The sequence below is a fragment of the Leifsonia sp. Root4 genome (genome assembly GCF_001425085.1).
Classification (GTDB): Bacteria; Actinomycetota; Actinomycetes; order Actinomycetales; family Microbacteriaceae; genus Microterricola.
Map to the genome: position 1 here is coordinate 190,881 of NZ_LMDN01000001.1, position 17,788 is coordinate 208,668.

General features: G+C 67.0%; 13 protein-coding genes. 1 reads left to right on the top strand and 12 read right to left on the bottom strand.

Annotated features, from left to right (window positions below):
• Position 1 precedes the first annotated feature (1 nt).
• The 6 genes from ASC66_RS00885 to ASC66_RS00910 form a co-directional block, all read right to left on the bottom strand.
• Complete coding sequence (locus ASC66_RS00885; protein ID WP_055833426.1) at positions 2-1,369, bottom strand: alpha-L-fucosidase; 1,368 nt, start codon at positions 1,367-1,369, stop codon at positions 2-4.
• 64 nt (positions 1,370-1,433) lie between these two features.
• The gene (locus tag ASC66_RS00890; protein ID WP_286145579.1) at positions 1,434-2,969 is read right to left on the bottom strand and encodes a M81 family metallopeptidase; all 1,536 of its coding nucleotides are present in this window, start codon (positions 2,967-2,969) and stop codon (positions 1,434-1,436) included.
• 56 nt (positions 2,970-3,025) lie between these two features.
• Positions 3,026-4,003, bottom strand: coding sequence for an ROK family protein (locus ASC66_RS00895; RefSeq protein WP_157509569.1), 978 nt, complete (start codon positions 4,001-4,003; stop codon positions 3,026-3,028).
• A gap of 1 nt (position 4,004) precedes the next feature.
• Positions 4,005-4,961, bottom strand: coding sequence for a carbohydrate ABC transporter permease (locus ASC66_RS00900; RefSeq protein ID WP_082491919.1), 957 nt, complete (start codon positions 4,959-4,961; stop codon positions 4,005-4,007).
• Between the two features lies 1 nt (position 4,962).
• Positions 4,963-5,874 carry a carbohydrate ABC transporter permease gene (locus ASC66_RS00905; protein WP_055833434.1) on the bottom strand — a complete coding sequence of 304 codons (912 nt, stop codon included), beginning with the start codon at positions 5,872-5,874 and terminating at the stop codon, positions 4,963-4,965.
• Positions 5,875-5,908: 34 nt separating this feature from the next.
• Positions 5,909-7,159: an ABC transporter substrate-binding protein gene (locus tag ASC66_RS00910; protein ID WP_055833437.1), complete on the bottom strand. Its 1,251-nt coding sequence runs from the start codon at positions 7,157-7,159 to the stop codon at positions 5,909-5,911.
• A gap of 281 nt (positions 7,160-7,440) precedes the next feature.
• On the opposite strand from ASC66_RS00910, the gene ASC66_RS00915 reads away from it, so the two are divergent.
• Positions 7,441-8,610, top strand: a complete 1,170-nt coding sequence (locus tag ASC66_RS00915; protein WP_055833441.1) for an ROK family transcriptional regulator — start codon at positions 7,441-7,443, stop codon at positions 8,608-8,610.
• A 239-nt stretch (positions 8,611-8,849) separates the two neighbouring features.
• Here ASC66_RS00915 and ASC66_RS00920 read toward each other — a convergent pair whose 3' ends face one another.
• From ASC66_RS00920 to ASC66_RS00945, 6 genes are all read right to left on the bottom strand, one after another.
• Positions 8,850-10,112, bottom strand: coding sequence for an alpha-L-fucosidase (locus ASC66_RS00920; RefSeq protein ID WP_055833444.1), 1,263 nt, complete (start codon positions 10,110-10,112; stop codon positions 8,850-8,852).
• 163 nt (positions 10,113-10,275) lie between these two features.
• The gene (gene ilvC, locus ASC66_RS00925) at positions 10,276-11,301 is read right to left on the bottom strand and encodes a ketol-acid reductoisomerase (RefSeq protein ID WP_055833445.1); all 1,026 of its coding nucleotides are present in this window, start codon (positions 11,299-11,301) and stop codon (positions 10,276-10,278) included.
• 88 nt (positions 11,302-11,389) lie between these two features.
• The gene (ilvN, locus tag ASC66_RS00930) at positions 11,390-11,899 is read right to left on the bottom strand and encodes an acetolactate synthase small subunit (RefSeq protein WP_055833448.1); all 510 of its coding nucleotides are present in this window, start codon (positions 11,897-11,899) and stop codon (positions 11,390-11,392) included.
• Positions 11,900-11,902: 3 nt separating this feature from the next.
• Positions 11,903-13,759: an acetolactate synthase large subunit gene (locus tag ASC66_RS00935; RefSeq protein WP_082491920.1), complete on the bottom strand. Its 1,857-nt coding sequence runs from the start codon at positions 13,757-13,759 to the stop codon at positions 11,903-11,905.
• Between the two features lie 47 nt (positions 13,760-13,806).
• Positions 13,807-15,501 carry a dihydroxy-acid dehydratase gene (gene ilvD, locus ASC66_RS00940; RefSeq protein ID WP_055833452.1) on the bottom strand — a complete coding sequence of 565 codons (1,695 nt, stop codon included), beginning with the start codon at positions 15,499-15,501 and terminating at the stop codon, positions 13,807-13,809.
• Positions 15,502-15,541: 40 nt separating this feature from the next.
• The gene (locus ASC66_RS00945; RefSeq protein ID WP_055833455.1) at positions 15,542-17,728 is read right to left on the bottom strand and encodes a bifunctional alpha,alpha-trehalose-phosphate synthase (UDP-forming)/trehalose-phosphatase; all 2,187 of its coding nucleotides are present in this window, start codon (positions 17,726-17,728) and stop codon (positions 15,542-15,544) included.
• Positions 17,729-17,788: the final 60 nt, after the last annotated feature.

Consider the following 17,788-nt stretch of genomic DNA (forward strand, 5'->3'; position numbering starts at 1 on the left):
ATCACGCTAGCGGGTCGGCGAGCACGGCGACGGCAACGGCCTCGCCGCGGAGGGCGTCCGGCACGGCCAGTCGCGCCGGAACGCCCGGCGTCTCGGGGAGGACCTCGGCCGGTTGCGAGCCGCCGGCCCCCAGCCAGTGCACGGTCGTGCCGGGCCGGAACTCCGCGGGCAGCGCCGCCGTTCCCTGAGCGGGTTCGCTCGCCTGCACGAAGAGTGTGCCGTCCTTCTGCGTGTAGGAGACGGCCTGTGCCGCGTCGCCTGCACGCACCCATGGACGCGTGCCGTAAATCGCCTCACCGTTGCCGCGCAGCCAGCTGCCCATGGCCGCCATGCTCTGCTGCTGCAGCTCGGGGATGGAGCCGTCGGCGCGGGGACCGACGTTGATCAGCAGGTTGCCGTTCTTGCTCACGACGTCCACGAGCAGGCGGATGAGCGCGTCGCCGGAGAGCGTGTGCTCCGGGCCCTCCGCCTGGTTGTAGCCGAAGGAGAAACCGAGGCCGCGGGTGGATTCCCACGGCTGCTCGATGATGTCCTCCACGTGGCGATACTCGCGCGTGATGAAGCCGTGGTACGGCACACCCCAGCGGTCGTTCACGACGCCGTGCGGGATCTTGTCGAGGTAGCGCTCGAGCAGGGCCGCGACGGCGTAGGGATCGTGTCCCTTGCCACCGTCGGGCCAGTCGATGTCGTTCCACAGGATGTCGGGCGCGAATCGTTCAATGAGTTCCTCGAGCTGCGCGGCGCTGTAGCGGGCGAAACGCTCGTCGTTGCGGCGGTAGCGGAACAGGTCGGTGTCGGACTCGATCGGCGGGAAGTCGCTGACGTGCCAGTCCAGGGCACCGGAGAAGTAGACGCCGAAGCGCGCTCCGGCGGCCCGTGTCTCCGCGGCGATCTCGCTGATCAGGTCGCGCTTCGGGCCACGCTTGGCCGCGTTGAACGGCGTCGTGGCCGTGTCCCAGAGGCAGAAGCCCTCGTGGTGTTTGGTGGTCGGGATGACGTAGCGGGCGCCGGCGTCGACGAGCGAGCCGACGAAGGCGCTCGGGTCGAATGCGCGCGCGTCCCAGAGATCGGCGAGGTCTTCGTAACTGGTGCCTGCTCCGAAGACGTCCTGGTGGCGCTCCCAGGTCGGGCTGCCCGCGATCCGCACGGTGTTGCCGTACCACTCCGCGTACTGGTGGTGGGCGTAGGCATCCTCTGCCGGGACGTTGCGCGTGCCCGTCGGAGTGCCCCAGGCCGGGACCGAGTAGAGGCCCCAGTGCACGAAGAAGCCGAGCTTGGCGTCGCGGTACCAGTCCGGCACTGCTGCGCTCGGGTACACGGGTCCGTCCGAGCCGAAGTCCGGCCCGACACGGGTTTCAAAGTTGAGCATCAGAAGTCCTCGATTCCTTCTGCGGTGCGGCACGTGACGCTGGCACGGGTTTCAAAGTTGAGCATCAGAGGTCCTCGATTCCTTCTGCGGTGCGGCGGGTGACGACGGCACGGAGGGCGGGGGTGCCGCTCCGATCGAACGGGAAGACGCCATGTTCCAGGTGAGAGTGGCCGAGACGGAGCAGGTCCTGGTCGACGCCACCCGGGGTCAGCGCGAGCTTCCAGCGCTCCCCCTCGATCGCACCCGTCGTCAGTGCGTAGAGCTCTGGCTCGAGGTAGCCGATCTTCACGAACACGATGTCCATTGCGTTCGGATCGATGCCGAGCTGAGTGAAGTCGCCGATGTGGTGGAACGGCTTGCGGCGCGTGGTGATGATCGCGTGCACTCCCCCGGACTTCACGACGACCTGGGTGCCGGCATCCGCGTCACCGTCGGTGATCGAGAACACCTCGCCCGTGATCGCGACCGGCCCGGACGGGCCGCCGTCGACGCGGCCACCGACCTCGAGCGACACGGTGGCGCCGACGCCGGCTGCAACCGCCTGGGCGACCGCGTCGGCGTCGAAGATCGACGCGTGAACGACCGAGACAGAGCCGTCGGCGAATTCGGGGCGTGCGAGCAACTGGCCGAGGGTCCACGACACGTCGCCGGCGCCGCCCGCGGTCGGGTTGTCGCCGGAGTCACTGATCACGTAGGGGCGGGCATCGGATGCCGCGTTGGCGGCCAGCGCGGCGTCGATCGACTCTGCCAACGGCAGAGCGTCGGCGACGAAGGCGAAGTCGTCGCGTGCATCCCAGTACAGGCGGCCGAGACGCTCGGTCTCCTCGCGGATCGCCTCGACGTCGTCGCCGGTGGTCACGACGACGGCCTGGCAGCGTGCCTCATCGGCCCAGGCGTATCCCACCCAGATCGAGGAGTCGATGACGCCGTCGCGTGCCTCGGCGACGGGCACCTCGGCGTAGATCGTGCGTGCCGGCTCGATGCGGGTGCTCGTCTTCTCACCGGGCAGCAGCACGGGAACGGGCATCCAGGCCTTGTACGGGCGGCGGGCATCGTCGTCGGAGCCGACGCCGGAACGCAGGCGTTCGAGCAGGTTGTGCACGGCGCGCTGCTTGGTGTTCCAGTGGTCCTCGTGCGGCGCCATGCGGTAGCAGGTGATCAGGTCACTGACGTCGAGCAGGGTGCGCGAGACGTTGCCGTGGAGGTCCATCGAGGTCGAGACGAGAACGTCGGGTCCGAGGGCGTCGCGCACGGCTGTGCCGAGGTCGCCTTCGGCGTCGACCAGGCCGACGACGCTCATGGCGCCGTGGATGTCGAAATAGAACGCGTCGAACGGGCCGTGCTCGCGGATGCCGTCGAGGATCTCGGCCTTCAGCCGCTCATACGTCTCGCGGGCGACGGCGCCGCCCGGCAGCGATCGGGCCTGCAGCAGCGGAACCCACTCGGCCGCCTCCCTCAGTTCCGAGCCATCCGCCATGAAGGGGTAGTAGCCGATGAGCACGTCGCCGCGCCGCTCGGTGAACGCCTCGTCGCCGCTGATGTGCGGAGAGAAGGTGCTCGACTCGATCGAGATTCCGCCGATGCCGATGCGGGGGCGCACGAGCCCACCCTCGGCGACGGGCGAGAGCGGCCCCGTCCAGATGTCGGATGCTTCGGTCACAGTGCGTTCCTTACAAGCTCGTTCACGTTCATGTTCATGGCGCCGCTCCGATCGATCAGGCGCCAGGCCAGCGCGGCGGCTCCGAGGGCGACCGAGTGGCCGCCGAGGGCGCTCGGCACGACGACGAGCGGGTAGCCGGAGACGGGTTGGTTCTCGAGCAGCGTCGCGGTCAGAGCGGGCTCGAGCAGATCCCAGGCCCCGCGCACTCCACCGCCGATGACGACATCCTGAACATCGAGGAGGTTGACGGCCGTCGCGATGGCCATGCCGATGGCCTCGCCGGCCGCGTCGAAGGTGGCGATCGCGGCCGGGTCGCCGGCCCTGGCCTTCTCGGCCACGAACAGCGCGGAGTCGGTGACGATGCCGCCGCTCCGCTCGCTGTACCGTGCGCCGATGGAGCGGCCCGATGCCAGCGTCTCGAGATGGCCGCGCTGGCCGCAGGTGCAGACGATCTCGCTGTAGCCGGGGGTGTGACCGATCTCGCCTGCCGCGCCGCGCGGGCCGACGAAGACGTCGCCGCCGATGGCGATGGCGCCACCGACCCCGGTGCCGAGCATGATGCCGATGGCGTCGCTGCTTCCGGCGACCGCGCCATAGCTCATCTCGCCGTGCAGGAAGGCATTCACGTCGTTGTCGACGGCGACCCGGACGCCGAGTCTGGCGCCGAGGTCTCCGGCCAGGGGGAAGCCCACCCAGTCGGTGAACGACTCGGATGCCGCAGTGACCGTGCCCGTCTCCGGGTCGATGACGCCGGCGGCGCCGACGCCGGCCGCCGCGATGACGGTTCCGGTTTCCGCCTCAAGTGCGTGCACCAGACCGGCGGCGGCGGCGCTCATCGCGTCGCCGCCCTCGCTGGCCGGCGCACGCACCGTTCCGCTTGCGAGCACCGTTCCGAGACGGTCGACGAGGAGCGCCGAGATCTTGGTGCCGCCGATGTCGATTCCGGCGACGATCTGTGTGTCGACGGAGCCCACGCTAGCGACCACCCAGACCGGCCATCGAGATGCCCTTCACGAGGTGCTTCTGCAGGGCGATGACGAGGATCGTCGTCGGGATCATCGAGATGATCGCGGCAGCCATCTGCAGGTCCCATCGTGTTCCGGTGATTCCGGAGAACGTCGCGAGACCGATCGGCAGCGTTCCGTGTGCCGCGTAGTCGACGGTCACGATGAGCGGCCAGAGGTAGCTGTTCCAGAAGGAGAGGAAGGTGAACACCGCGAGAACCGCGACGGCCGACTTCGAGAGCGGCAGCACGATCTGCAGGAAGGAGCGCACGGGGCCGGCGCCATCGACGCGGGCGGCCTCCTCCAACTCGAAGGGGATGCCGCGGAAGAACTGGCGCATCAGGAACGTTCCGAACGCGGTGAAGGCGAACGGGAAGATGAGCGCCTGGTAGGTGTCGACCCAGCCGAACCACTGCATGACGGTGAACATCGGGATGACGAGCACCTCTGCCGGCACCATCAGCGTCGCCAGGAACAGCACGAAGACGGCATCCCGGCCCTTCCAACGCAGGCGCCCGAAGGCGTAGCCGGCCATCGTCGACACGGCCAGGACGACGAGCGTCCCGGCGATCGAGACGAAGAAGGAGTTGCCGATGTAGGTGAGGAATGGGCCGTAGGCGAAAACGTCGGCGAAGTTGCTCCAGCGGATCTCCGAGCCGACCAGGGTCGGCGGCATCGCGAAGATCTCCTGATTCGGCTTGAGCGCGGAGAAGAACGCGTAGATCAGCGGGGAGATGAAGATGAGCGCGGCGATGTAGATGAAGATGTGGCCGAAGACGAGCCGCACCCGCTCGCCCCTGGTCATCGGGGCGCCGCCGGAGACTCGCTCCTTCTCGCGCTTGTCGCGCTTCACGCGACGGCGCGGCGCCGGCGGCGTGCCGACGGTGTCGAGCTCGGCGAGAGCGCCCGGGCCGAGGGGGGTGGTCATGCTAGTGCTCATAGTGCACCCACTTCTTCTGCACACTGAACTGTGCGGCGGTGATCGCGATGATGACGGCAAAGAGGATCCAGGCGGCCGCCGCGGCGAGGCCGAGCTCTTGGAACTTGAAGCCCTGGTTGTAGATGAACTGCACGATCGGCTGGGTGGAGTTACCGGGCCCGCCGCCCGTGAGCAGCTGGGGCTGAGCGAATACCTGCATCGAGGTGATCATCGTCATCACGCTGGCGAAGAAGATCGACGGCGACACCAACGGAACCGTGATGCTGAGGATCATTCGCAGCCCCTGTGCGCCATCGATGCGCGCGGCCTCGACGGTGGATTCCGGCAGCTGCTCGAGTGCGGCGGAGAAGATCAGCATGTTGTAGCCGAGGCCGGCCCAGACCGACATCAGAACGACCATGATCATGGCCCACTGCGGGTCGGCGAGGAAGTTGGGCAACTGGATGCCGAACCAGCTCTGCGAGATGCCGTTGATGAGCCCTTGCGGCTGCAGCATCATCTTCCAGACCAGGACGTTGGCCACCATCGGCGTGACGACCGGGATGAAGAAGAGCACGCGGAGCGCTCCGCGACCGCGGATGCGGGAGTGCAGAGAGAGTGCCAGCAGGAACGACAGTGCGACGCTGATGGGCACATACAGGATGGCGAACACGAAGGTGTTGCGCAGTGCCGGCCAGAAGTCGGGGCTGTCGGTGAAGAGCTTGATGTAGTTGTCGAAGCCGATGAATGTCTTCTCACCGAAGGTGGGCCAGTTGAAGAAGCCCATCACGATGGAGAGGACGACGGGGACGATCGTGAACAGGGCGAGGCCCGCCAGGGCTGGGCTTACAAAGCCCAGCGCCTGACGGGATTCACTCCTGGCAAGAGCCCCTCGACGAGGTGTACGGGTACCGATCGACATGTCGAGAGGTCTCCTCGCTTTCGTTATGGATTGATTACTCGCCGAACTGCGACTGGGCGGTCTCGAGCACGTTCGACATGCTCTCCTGCCCGTTGTAGACGCTCACCAGCTGCGGCTGGATGAAGGTGTCGACCTTCGACCAGTTGTCGCTGACGTACTGCCCCTGCACGTTCGCGAACGCGGCGGTGAACGCCTCTTCGACCTGCTCGCGGTACTCAGGAGCGAGCGACTCGAAGTAGAGCGGCTGCGAGGAGAGACGGGCCGGGTAGCTGCGGCCGGAGGAGGCGATGTAGTCCTGCGAGTCGACGCTGAGCAGCGAGCCGAGAACCTTGAGCGCACCCTCCTTGTTGTCGCAGTCCTGAGCGATGCCGAAGCCGGAGCCGAGGATCAGGCCGAGCGAACCCTCGGGGCCTGCGGGCAGCGGAGCCATGCCGGCCTCGAAGCCCGGGTCGTTGTCGAGGTAGCCGACAGCGTTCCAGGTGCCGTCGACGGCCATGGCCGCCATGCCGCTGGAGTACTGGTTCTCGCCCCAGCCGGTGTCGGATGCCGAGGCGACCGGCAGCGCGACCTTCTGCTCGGTGACGAGCTCGCCGTACCAGGTGGCGGCGTCAACGAATGCGGGGTTGGTCAGGTCGAGCGTGCCGTCCTGCTTGACCGGCTGAACGCCGGCCTTCGCGATCGGCAGTGCCTGCCACTGGAAGCCGCCCATGCCGATTCCGAAGCCGGCGTGCTCCGGTGTGGTTGCAGCCTTGGCTGTGGCCTCGAAGTCGTCGAAGTCCCAACCGACGGCGGGAACCGGTGCACCGGTCTCGGCCAACATGTCGGCGTTGTAGTAGGTGAGCATGGTGGCCATGTCGAACGGAACACCGTAGACGTCGCCCTTGTTGCTCAGGATGTCGAAGGCACCGGGCGCGAACTCGTCGGCGACGATGCCGGCGGTCTTGAGGTCTGCATCGCTCAGCTGGGCGAAGCCTCCGGTGTAGCTGGAGAGCATGCCGCTGTTCATGCCGGTGACGCAGGCCATGTTGCCCGAGGCCATGTTCGTGGTCAGCTTCGTGAAGAAGTCACCCCACGGTGCGGTGCGCAGCTCGATCTTGAGGTCGGGGTTCTGCTCCTGGGCGATGGCGACCTGCGCCTCGAGCGCAGCCGTGTCGTCCTCGCTGCCTGCCCACATGTCAACGACGATCGTGTCGGAACCGCCGGAAGCGGCGTCACCGGTGCTGCAGCCGGACAGGACCAGAGCTGCCGAAGCGGCGACGGCCGCTGCGATGTACATCTTCTTCATTGAAAATTGCCTCCTCAGGCACGAATCACCACGTGATCCGATTCAGTGTGACTACGCACGAGCGAGCGCGATCCTCGTTCGATGCAAGGGGGAGTCTGCAAGTTAATTCGAACTTCGAAATAACTTCCTTAACTTACTGCTGAAAGTTGATACTGTCAGACCGACCCCAAGAGCGTCAACTTTCATCCGATGTTTGATTGTTACGTTTGAGTTACGGGCCAAAACGCCCCACCGCGCCACTCGCCCCACTAGTCTCGACTTACTTCGAGAACGAGAGAACTATGTCACTGACGACCCACCGCGCCGCCTCGACAGGTACCGAGCAGCAGGCCAAACTCATCGTTGAGCTCATCGCGCACGGCGAAGCCGCGTCGAGAAGCGAAATCTCGCGGATTCTCGGGCTTGCGCCGTCGACCGTCTCGCTCAGGGTCGCCGAACTCGAACGCCGCGGAGTGCTCGTCGAAGAGGGAGTCGGCGAGTCGAGCGGAGGCAGACGCCCCCGCATCCTTCGGCTGCGCGGTGGCGACGACTACGCTCTGGTCGCCGATCTCGGCGGCCACCACGCTCGAATTGGTCGGGTGTCTTTCGCGGGCGAGCTTCTCGAGACCCAGACCGTCCCCGTGAGCATCAACGACGGCCCCGACGCAACTCTGGAACTGGTGGCGGCGGCACTGCGCGAACTCGGCAGCGATTCCGACGCACAGCCGGGGCGCCTGCGGGGGGTCGGCATGGCGCTTCCCGGCCCCGTTGACAACACGATCGGCGGGGTCGAGCTGCCGTCCCGGATGCCGGGCTGGCAGAGCTTCGCCGTGCGCGACTGGCTCGAGCGCCGCTTCGAGGTGCCGGCCGTCGTCGACAACGACGCCAATCTGATGGCCCTCGGCGAGCACTACGCGCAGCTCGGACCGGAGGCGCACAGCATCACCGTGAAGGCCGGCACGGCAATCGGCAGTGGAATCATCGTGAGCGGCGCCCTGCACCGCGGCGCGACCGGTGCCGCAGGAGACGTCACGCACACGCGGATCTCCGCCGCCGCCTCGGAGCCGTGCTCGTGCGGGAACATCGGCTGCCTGGAGACGATCGCCAGCGGTGCCGGAATCGTGCGTCAGCTGCGCGAGCGCGGCATCAACGTGTCGACGACCGCGGAGGTCGTCGCGCTCGCGCGGGACGCGAACCCGCAGGCCACCACACTGGTCCGTACGGCAGGCACCTACCTCGGCGAGGTGCTCAGCAGCGTCGTCAACTTCTTCAACCCCGACGCTCTCTTCCTCACCGGCGGCATGGCGTCCTGCGAGCCATTCATCGCCGCGGTGCGCAGCAGGGTCTACGAGGGCTGCCACCCCCTCGTCACCCAGAACCTCCGCATCGAGTCCGCCAGCACGGGGCCGGATGCCGGCCTCTACGGCGCCGCGCACCTCGTGCGCGAGAAGATCTCAGTGCTCGAACGCTAGCCGCGTCGGCCCGGTCCCGAACGCTGTCGCGTGGGCACTCCCCCGCTGATCGAGTAGCGTCCAACCACGCTGGTCGAGTAGCGCGACGCGCAGCGTCGCGAAAGGCGGCAGCCCGTTCCACGGCAGCCTCAAGAACCGCACCGATGCTGGTACGAGTTCCACGCCGAAACCGGGTCCCGATACGGCCGCAGGCGGCCTACTCGACCTGCGTGAGTAGAGCCCGCTCCGGCTGAATCGGCTCAGTGCAGCAGCAGCTCGATGACGGGCATCGCGACATCCGGACGCCGAACCGGCAACGCGAGCGTGAGCGTGCCCGCCTGCTGGCCGGCGGGCTGTGTGACGAGTGCCTGCTGCTCGGGGTCGGAGACAGACATCTTGATCCACGAGCCGTCGTGGAGCAAGCGGGCGTAGCGCACTCGTCCGGCGAGGCCGGGCAGGTGCACGAATCCCATCGGCCAGCTGAAGAGGTGCAGGTAGAGCCGGTCGCCGCGGAGCGTGTAGACGCCCTCCCGCGGCGGGCTGAACGGCGCATGGCCCGCCCCGGTGATCGCGCGGCCGTGCAGCCGCATCCACTCGCCGATCTCGGCCAGCAGCCCTGCATCGCGCGGGTCGACCGCTCCCCTGCCGTTCGGACCGATGTTGAGCAGCATGTTGCCACCCATCGACACGGAGTCCGCGAGCATGCGGATCAGGAGATCAGCGCTCTTGTGGTTGTCGTTGTCGCGGTCATAGCCCCAGGAACCGTTGGTCGTCTGGCACGCCTCCCAGAGCACGGGCTCGCCGTGCTGCACGAGCGGCTCGGTCGGCTGGTACTGCTCGGGGGTGACGAAGTCGCCCGGGATCCCGAGCCGGTCGTTCACGATGACGCCGGGCTGGAGTTCGCGGCAGAGCGCGAGCAGGCCGGCGGCATCCCAGTCGTCTGCCGACTTGCCGACCCAGCCCTGCTTCGTCTCCGGGTAGGTGAAGTCGAAGAACAGGTAATCGATCTGGCCGTAGTCGGTGAGCAGCTCGCGCATCTGCGCGTGCAGGAAGGCGCGATAACGCGCCATGTCCCTGCCGGCGTTCAGCTCGGCCGCGTTCGCGTCGTCGCGGCGCGGGTGGTTCCAGTCGACCGTGAAGTCGGGGTGGTGCCAGTCGATCAGCGAGTGATAGAGCCCGACGCGCAGCCCCTCCGCCCGCATCGCGGCGACGAACTCGGCAACGAGGTCGCGCCCGCAGGCCTGGACGGCGTTGAAATCACTCTGTGCCGTGTTCCAGAGCGCGAAGCCGTCGTGGTGCTTCGTGGTGAGCACGACGTACTCCATGCCGGCGTTCTTCGCGGTGCGCGCGATGGCGGCGGCATCGAAGAGATCGGGTTCGAAGTTCTCACAGTACTGCGCGTAGTCCTCGTCGCTCAACCGCTCGTTCGTCTGCACCCACTCGTGCCTCGCGGCGCCGCTGAAGATGCCGAAGTGGACGAAGAGGCCGAATCGGCCGGTCGTGAACCAGTCTGGGGTGGGCACTGCGCTGGGCTCCTGACGCGAGGAATGAACGGTCTGACCAGCCTAGCGCTAGACATCGGATGTCTGCACGTCAGTGATTCGAACGTCGCACCGAAACGCAGAACGGCCCGCCTCGGAAGAAGCGGGCCGTTCACATCAGTTCCTACTGGCTACGAGCTGCTGACTAGCGTGCGACGCTGCCGTCGGTGTAGTCGTCGTCGAGCTGCTTCCACGCGAAGAGGCTGCGCAGTTCGCGGCCGGTCTCCTCGATCGGGTGGGCCTCGCCCTTGGCGCGCAGCGCGAGGAACTCGGGCGCACCGGCATCCTGGTCGTCGATGAAGCGCTTGGCGAATGCACCGCTCTGGATGTCGGCGAGAACGGCCTTCATGTTCTCCTTGACCGAGGGGTCGATCACGCGCGGGCCGGAGACGTAGTCGCCGAACTCTGCGGTGTCGGAGACGCTCCAACGCTGCTTGGCGATGCCGCCCTCCCACATGAGGTCGACGATGAGCTTGAGCTCGTGCAGAACCTCGAAGTAGGCGATCTGCGGCTGGTAGCCGGCCTCGGTCAGGGTCTCGAAGCCGTACTGGACGAGCTGCGAGACGCCGCCGCAGAGAACGGCCTGCTCACCGAACAGGTCGGTCTCGGTCTCTTCAGTGAAGGTGGTCTTGATGACGCCGGCGCGGGCGCCACCGATGGCGGAGGCGTACGAGAGCGCGATGTCCCAGGCGTGGCCGGTCGCGTCGTTCTCGACGGCGATGATGTCCGGGATGCCGCGGCCGGCGACGAACTCGCGACGAACCGTGTGGCCGGGGGCCTTCGGGGCGACGAGGATCACGTCGACGTCCTTCGGGGCCTCGATGTAGCCGAAGCGGATGTTGAAGCCGTGAGCGAACGCAAGGGTCTTGCCTGCGGTCAGCTTGTCCTTGATCTCGTTGTTGTAGATCGAACGCTGGTGCTGGTCGGGAGCCAGGATCATGATGAGGTCAGCCCACTCGGCCGCGTCTGCGACGGAGAGAACGGTGAAGCCCTCGTCCTGCGCCTTGGGGGCCGACTTGGAGCCGTCCTTCAGGCCGATGACGACCTCAACGCCGGAGTCGCGGAGGTTCAGCGCGTGGGCGTGGCCCTGCGAGCCGTAACCGACGATGGCGACCTTCTTGCCCTGGATGATCGACAGATCGGCGTCTTTGTCGTAAAAAATCTCAGACATGCGTGTTTCTCTCTACTTGATGGTGGTGAGTGTGAAAGTTACTAGATTTCGATGCGCGCTTCGCGCTACTCAATCTGACGGCTCGCCGTCAATTCTTGAAGACGCGCTCGGTGATCGACTTGGAGCCGCGGCCGATGGCGAGCAGTCCCGACTGTGCGATCTCCTTGATGCCGTAGGGCTCGAGAACGCGCAGCAGCGCGCTCGTCTTGCCCGAGTCACCGGTGACCTCGATCACGAGGGCATCGTTGGCGACATCGACGACGCGGGCACGGAACAGCGTGACGGCCTCGAGCACCTGTGAACGGGTCGTGTTGTCGACCTTGACCTTGATGAGCAGGTGTTCCCGCTGCACCGACTGGGTCGGGTCGAGCTCGACGATCTTGATCACATTGACGAGCTTGTTCAGCTGCTTGGTCACCTGCTCGAGCGGCAGGCGGTCGACGTCGACGACGACGGTGATGCGAGAGAGGCCCTCGATCTCACTGTGGCCGACGGCGAGGCTTTCGATGTTGAAGCCGCGGCGGGCGAAGAGCCCGGCGACACGGGTCAGCAGGCCGGGCTTGTCTTCGACGAGCAGGCTCAGAACGTGGGTGCTCATGGCTTACTCCTCTTCCCAGGCTGGTGCGTGATCTTTGGCGTACTGGATGGAACTGTTCGAGAGCCCCTGCGGCACCATCGGCCAGACCATGGCGTCGCGGCTCACGATGAAGTCGATGACGACCGGGCGGTCATTGGTCTCCAACGCCAGCTTGATCGCGGCGTCGACCTCGTCCTCCGTGCGCACGCGGATGCCGAGGGCACCGTATGCGTCGGCGAGCTTGACGAAGTCCGGAACCATCGCCGTCTCGTGACCGGTGTTCAGGTCGGTGAAGCTGTGACGGCCCTCGTAGAACATCGTCTGCCATTGGCGGACCATGCCGAGCGAGGAGTTGTTGATGATCGCGACCTTGATCGGGATGTTGTTGATCATGCAGGTCGCGAGTTCCTGATTGGTCATCTGGAAGCATCCGTCGCCATCGATCGCCCAGACCACGCGGTCGGGTTCAGCGACCTTGGCGCCCATGGCGGCCGGAACCGAGTAACCCATCGTTCCCGCACCACCCGAGTTGAGCCAGGCGTTGGGACGCTCGTACTTGATGAACTGCGCCGACCACATCTGGTGCTGGCCGACGCCGGCCGCGTAGATGCCTTCGGGGCCGGTGAGCTCACCGATGCGCTGGATCACGTACTGCGGCGCGAGCAGGCCGTCGCTCGGCTTGCTGTAGCCGAGCGGGAAGCGCTCGCGCAGGTCGTTGAGGTAGCTCCACCACTCGCCCAGGTCAGGGGCGCTGTTGCCCGTCGCCTCGGCCAGGGCGGCGGTCAGGTCCACGATCACGTCTTTGGCGTCACCGACGATGGGCACATCGGCGTTGCGGATCTTGGAGATCTCGGCCGGGTCGACGTCGACGTGCACGATCTTGGCGTTGGGCGCGAACAGCCCGACCTTGCCGGTCACGCGGTCGTCGAAGCGGGCGCCGAGCGACACGATGAGGTCGGCCTCCTGCAGCGAGAGCACCGCGGGAACCGTTCCGTGCATTCCCGGCATGCCGAGGTGCTGCTGGTGCGAGTCAGGGAACGCGCCGCGCGCCATCAGCGTGGTCACGACGGGGGCACCGGATGCCTCGGCGAGCACCTTCAGCTCTGCCGAGGCGCGGGCGCGGATCACGCCGCCGCCCACGTACAGCACCGGCTTCTTGGCCTCGGCCAGCATCTGGGCCGCGGCCTGGATCTGCTTGCCGTGCGCCTTGGTGACGGGGCGGTAGCCGGGAAGGTCGATCTTCGGCGGCCAGCTGAAGGTCATCTCGCCCTGCTGGGCGTCCTTCGTGATGTCCACGAGCACGGGGCCGGGGCGGCCGGTGGAGGCGATCAGGTGCGCCGCCGCGATCGTCGCCGGGATGTCCTCAGCCCGCTTGACGAGGAAGGAGTGCTTGGTGATCGGCATCGTGATTCCCACGATGTCGGCCTCTTGGAATGCATCCGTTCCCATCAGCGTGGAGAACACCTGGCCGGTGATGGCCAGCAGCGGCACCGAGTCCATGTACGCGTCGGCGATGGCGGTGACGAGGTTCGTCGCACCGGGGCCGGATGTCGCGATCGCGACGCCGACCTGGTTGCTCGATGAGGCGTAGCCCTCAGCCGCGTGGCCCGCGCCCTGTTCGTGGCGGACCAGGATGTGGCGGATGGCCGTCGACGACATGAGCTCGTCGTAGAACGGGATGATCGCCCCGCCTGGCAGGCCGAAGACGTCCTTGATGCCGAGGAGCTCGAGGCTGCGCAGAATCGCGCCGGAGCCCGTCATCTTCTCCGGGCCGTTCTTGTTCGGGCCGGTCTTGCTCTGGCCGCTTGCTGGTGTCGCCTGCGCGGCCGCTCCCGTTTTGGGCGCGGCCGGCGAAGGCACGTTCTGAGATTCCGTAGACATACGGTGAAGTCCCTTTGGGTACGTGATGGATGAATGAATCGCGGCTACTAGCCGGTGACTGCGCCTTCTGCGGCGGAGTGCACGAGCTTGGAGTATTTCGCGAGAACGCCACGGGTATAGCGCGGGGGAAGAGGTGCCCAGCCTTCACGGCGGGCGGCCAGCTCAGTCTCGTCGACAAGTAGGTCAAGGGAGCGGGCCGCGATATCGACCCGTATGAGATCACCATCGCGCACGAAGGCAATGGGACCTGCGTCCACTGCTTCGGGTGCTATGTGGCCGATGCACAGTCCGGTTGTGCCACCTGAGAATCGGCCGTCCGTCAAGAGTAGTACATCTTTTCCGAGTCCCGCGCCCTTGATGGCCGCGGTGATCGAGAGCATCTCGCGCATGCCTGGGCCACCCTTGGGGCCCTCGTAGCGGATGATGACGACGTCGCCCTTGCTGATCTTGCCCTCTGTGAGTGCATCCATCGCCCCACGCTCGCGCTCGAAGACGCGTGCCGGACCCTCGAAGACCTCGGCGTCGAAGCCGGCGGTCTTCACGACGGCGCCCTCGGGGGCGAAGGATCCCTGCAGCACGGTGATGCCACCGGTCGCGTGGATCGGGTTGTCGAGGGTGCGGATGACCTCGCCGTCGAGCGGGTCGGGGTTGAGCAGTTCGAGGTTCTCCGCAACGGTCTTGCCCGTGACGGTGAGCGCGTCGCCGTGCAGCAGGCCGGCCTCGAGCAGGGCGCGCATGAGCACGGGGATGCCGCCGTGGCGGTCGACATCGGCCATGACGTACTTGCCGAACGGCTTCATGTCGGCCAGGTGCGGAACCTTGTCGCCGATGCGGTTGAAGTCGTCGAGGGTGAGTTCGACCTCTGCCTCGTGCGCGATGGCCAGCAGGTGAAGCACGACGTTGGTCGAGCCGCCGAGCGCCATGGCCACGGTGATGGCGTTCTCGAACGCCTTCTTGGTGAGGATGTCGCGGGCGGTGATGCCGAGGCGCAGCATGTTGACGACGGCCTCGCCGGAGCGGTGCGCGAAGTAGTCGCGGCGGCGGTCGGCCGATGGCGGGGCGGCGGAGCCGGGGAGGCTCATGCCGAGGGCCTCAGCGACGGACGCCATGGTGTTGGCGGTGTACATGCCGCCACACGCGCCTTCGCCCGGGGCGATGGCGCATTCGATGCGCTTGAGGTCTTCCTCGCTCATCGTGCCGGCCTTGCACGCACCGACGGCCTCGAAGGAGTCGATGATGGTGACCTCCTTCTCCGTGCCGTCTGAGAGCTTCACCCAGCCGGGCGCGATGGAGCCGGCGTAGAGGAAGACGGATGCCAGGTCGAGCCGGGCCGCGGCCATCAGCATGCCGGGCAGCGACTTGTCGCAGCCGGCCAGCAGCACGGAGCCGTCGAGGCGCTCGGCCATCATGACGGTCTCGACGGAGTCGGCGATGACCTCGCGGGAGACGAGCGAGAAGTGCATGCCCTCGTGGCCCATCGAGATGCCGTCCGAGACGGAGATGGTGCCGAACTGCAGCGGGTATCCCCCGCCGGAGTGCACGCCCTCCTTGGCTCCCTGGGCGAGCCGATCAAGGCTCAGGTTGCACGGGGTGATCTCGTTCCACGAGCTCGCAATACCGATCTGGGGCTTGTCCCAGTCTTCATCGCCCATTCCAACGGCACGGAGCATTCCGCGGCTGGTCGTGGCTTCAATTCCATCAGTGACTGCACGGCTTCGTGGCTTGATATCAATCTCAGGCATGGCTCGAGTCTAGAACCTCGCGGGGGTGCACTACGCCGCCTCAGGAGCGCGCACGGTCCAATGCCCCGGCCTGTGCCGCCCGGAAATCGGCGAGCAGCGCGAGCACCTCGGCAAGCTCCTCCGGGCCGCGCACCCGGTTGCCGGCGACGGTGAAGCCCTGCCCGATCTTGAGCGAGAGATCGCCTGCGCCCTGCACAGCGAATGCGTGCTCGTCGGTGACGTCATCGCCGGCGTAGAACACGGAGGTGGCCTGCGTGTACGCGCGGAGCTGTTGCAGGGCGTCGCCCTTGTTGCCGCTGCGCACCGAGAACTCGAGCACGTTCTTGCCCTCGAGCACCGACAGGCTCGGCAGGATGCCGTGGACGCTGGCTCTGGCGGAGCGCTGCAGCGCCATGCCGGCCGGCGACGGTACGAGCCGGGTGTGCAGCGCGAATCCGGCAGGCTTGCGCTCGACCCACGCGCCCTCCGCCTTGGCGGCGATGCCGTCGAGGATCTCGGCCAGGCTCGCGAGCTGGGCGATCTCCTCGCTCAGCAGATTGAGCGAGATCTCCGGCTGATCGAGCTTCATCTCGATGCCGTGCGAGCCGGTCAGGAGAACGGCCTCCGGCGGCTCGGCCACCTGCTCGAGACTCACCAGTGCACGGCCGGAGACGAAGGCGACGCGGGTCTCCGGCAGGGCGACGAGCCGCATCACGGCGGTGCGGGCGCTTTCCAGCGCTCTGGCGTCCTCCGGCCGGTCGACGTGCGGGGCCAGCGTGCCGTCGAAGTCGAGTGCGACGAGCAGCCGCTCGCTGGCCGCCACCTCGCGCAGCTTGGTGACCAGCGTCTCTGGCACGCCGGGCTCGACGGCGGCACGACCGGTGAGGTCGTCGAGGAACGCCTTCGCCCAGTCGGACACGCTGTTCTCGCGCAGTCGCTTGCGCAGTGTCTTCATGCGCTTGCGACGCTGCTTGGCCGGCATCCGCACGGCGGTCTCGATGGCGTCCTTCAGCCCCTCGATGTCGTGCGGATTGATCAGCAGCGCCTGCTTGAGCTCGTCGGATGCCCCGGCGAACTCGCTCAGCACGAGTACGCCGTCGTTGTTCACGCGGCAGGCGACGTACTCCTTGGCGACGAGGTTCATGCCGTCGCGGAGAGCGGTGACGAGCATCACATCGGCCGCGAGGTAGAGGGCGACCATCTCCTCCCGCGGGTACGCCTGGTGCAGATACGCGATGGCCGTGTGACTGATCGTGCTGTGGTCGCCGTTCAACCGGCCGACCTGCAGTTCGATCTCGTCACGCAACGTCATATAGGTCGCGACGCGTTCCCGGCTCGGGCTCGCGACCTGCACGAGGACCGTCTTCTCGACGTCGAGCCTGCCCTGCGCGAGGAGCTCGCCGTATGCCTTCAGCCGGTGCGCGATGCCCTTGGTGTAGTCGAGCCTGTCCACGCCGAGCATCACAATGTCCGGGTTGCCGAGCCCGGCCCTGATCTCGCGCGCTCTGGCCTGGATCTCCGGCCGTTCCGCCATCTCCTCGAAGCCGGCGACGTCGATCGAGATCGGGAAGTTGGTGGCGACGACGCGGCGGAGTTCGCCGTTCTGCGTCGGCACCTCGACGACGGTGTGCCGGGTGGTGTAGCCGAAGAGGCGGCGCACCGCGCGGGTGAAGTTGCCGGCATCCGCCACTCGCTGGAAGCCGATGACATCGGCGCCGAGCAGCCCCTCGATGATCTGCTTGCGCCACGGCAGCTGCGAGTAGATGCCGTATGGCGGGAACGGGATGTGGTTGAAGAAGCCGATGACGAGGTCGGGACGCAAGCCGCGCAGCATCGCGGGGACGAGTTGGAGCTGGTAGTCGTGCACCCAGACCGTGGCGCCGCGCGCGGCCACGGCGGCGGCGGCAGCCGCGAAGCGCCGATTGACGATCACGTAGCTCTCCCACCACTCGCGGTGGTAGCTCGGCGGGGCGATGACGTCGTGATAGAGCGGCCACAGCGTGTCGTTGGAGAAACCCTCGTAGTAGCGCTCGAGTTCCTCGTCGCTGAGCGGGACGGGGACGATCGAGATGCCGTCGTTCTCGAACGGCTCGAACTCGCGGCCGGCGACCCCGGCCCAGCCGACCCAGGCTCCGTCGGCCTCGCGCATCACGGGCTCGAGCGCCGTGACGAGGCCACCTGGAGACGAGCGCCATCCCTCGTTGCCGTCCGCATCGACGACGAAGTCGACGGGCAGACGGTTCGACACGACGACGAGGCCGTAGTCGCCGTATGCGCCGACGGTGTGTGCGGGGGCGGGGCTTGCTGG

Bases quoted from the DNA above. Each gene is read 5' to 3' on its own strand.
- ASC66_RS00935 (WP_082491920.1), bottom strand. From the start codon at position 13,759: ATGTCTACGGAATCTCAGAACGTGCCTTCGCCGGCCGCGCCCAAAACG.
- ilvC (WP_055833445.1), bottom strand. From the start codon at position 11,301: ATGTCTGAGATTTTTTACGACAAAGACGCCGATCTGTCGATCATCCAG.
- ASC66_RS00910 (WP_055833437.1), bottom strand. From the start codon at position 7,159: ATGAAGAAGATGTACATCGCAGCGGCCGTCGCCGCTTCGGCAGCTCTG.
- ASC66_RS00915 (WP_055833441.1), top strand. From the start codon at position 7,441: ATGTCACTGACGACCCACCGCGCCGCCTCGACAGGTACCGAGCAGCAG.
- ASC66_RS00905 (WP_055833434.1), bottom strand. From the start codon at position 5,874: ATGTCGATCGGTACCCGTACACCTCGTCGAGGGGCTCTTGCCAGGAGT.
- ilvD (WP_055833452.1), bottom strand. From the start codon at position 15,501: ATGCCTGAGATTGATATCAAGCCACGAAGCCGTGCAGTCACTGATGGA.
- ASC66_RS00885 (WP_055833426.1), bottom strand. From the start codon at position 1,369: ATGCTCAACTTTGAAACCCGTGTCGGGCCGGACTTCGGCTCGGACGGA.
- ASC66_RS00900 (WP_082491919.1), bottom strand. From the start codon at position 4,961: ATGACCACCCCCCTCGGCCCGGGCGCTCTCGCCGAGCTCGACACCGTC.
- ilvN (WP_055833448.1), bottom strand. From the start codon at position 11,899: ATGAGCACCCACGTTCTGAGCCTGCTCGTCGAAGACAAGCCCGGCCTG.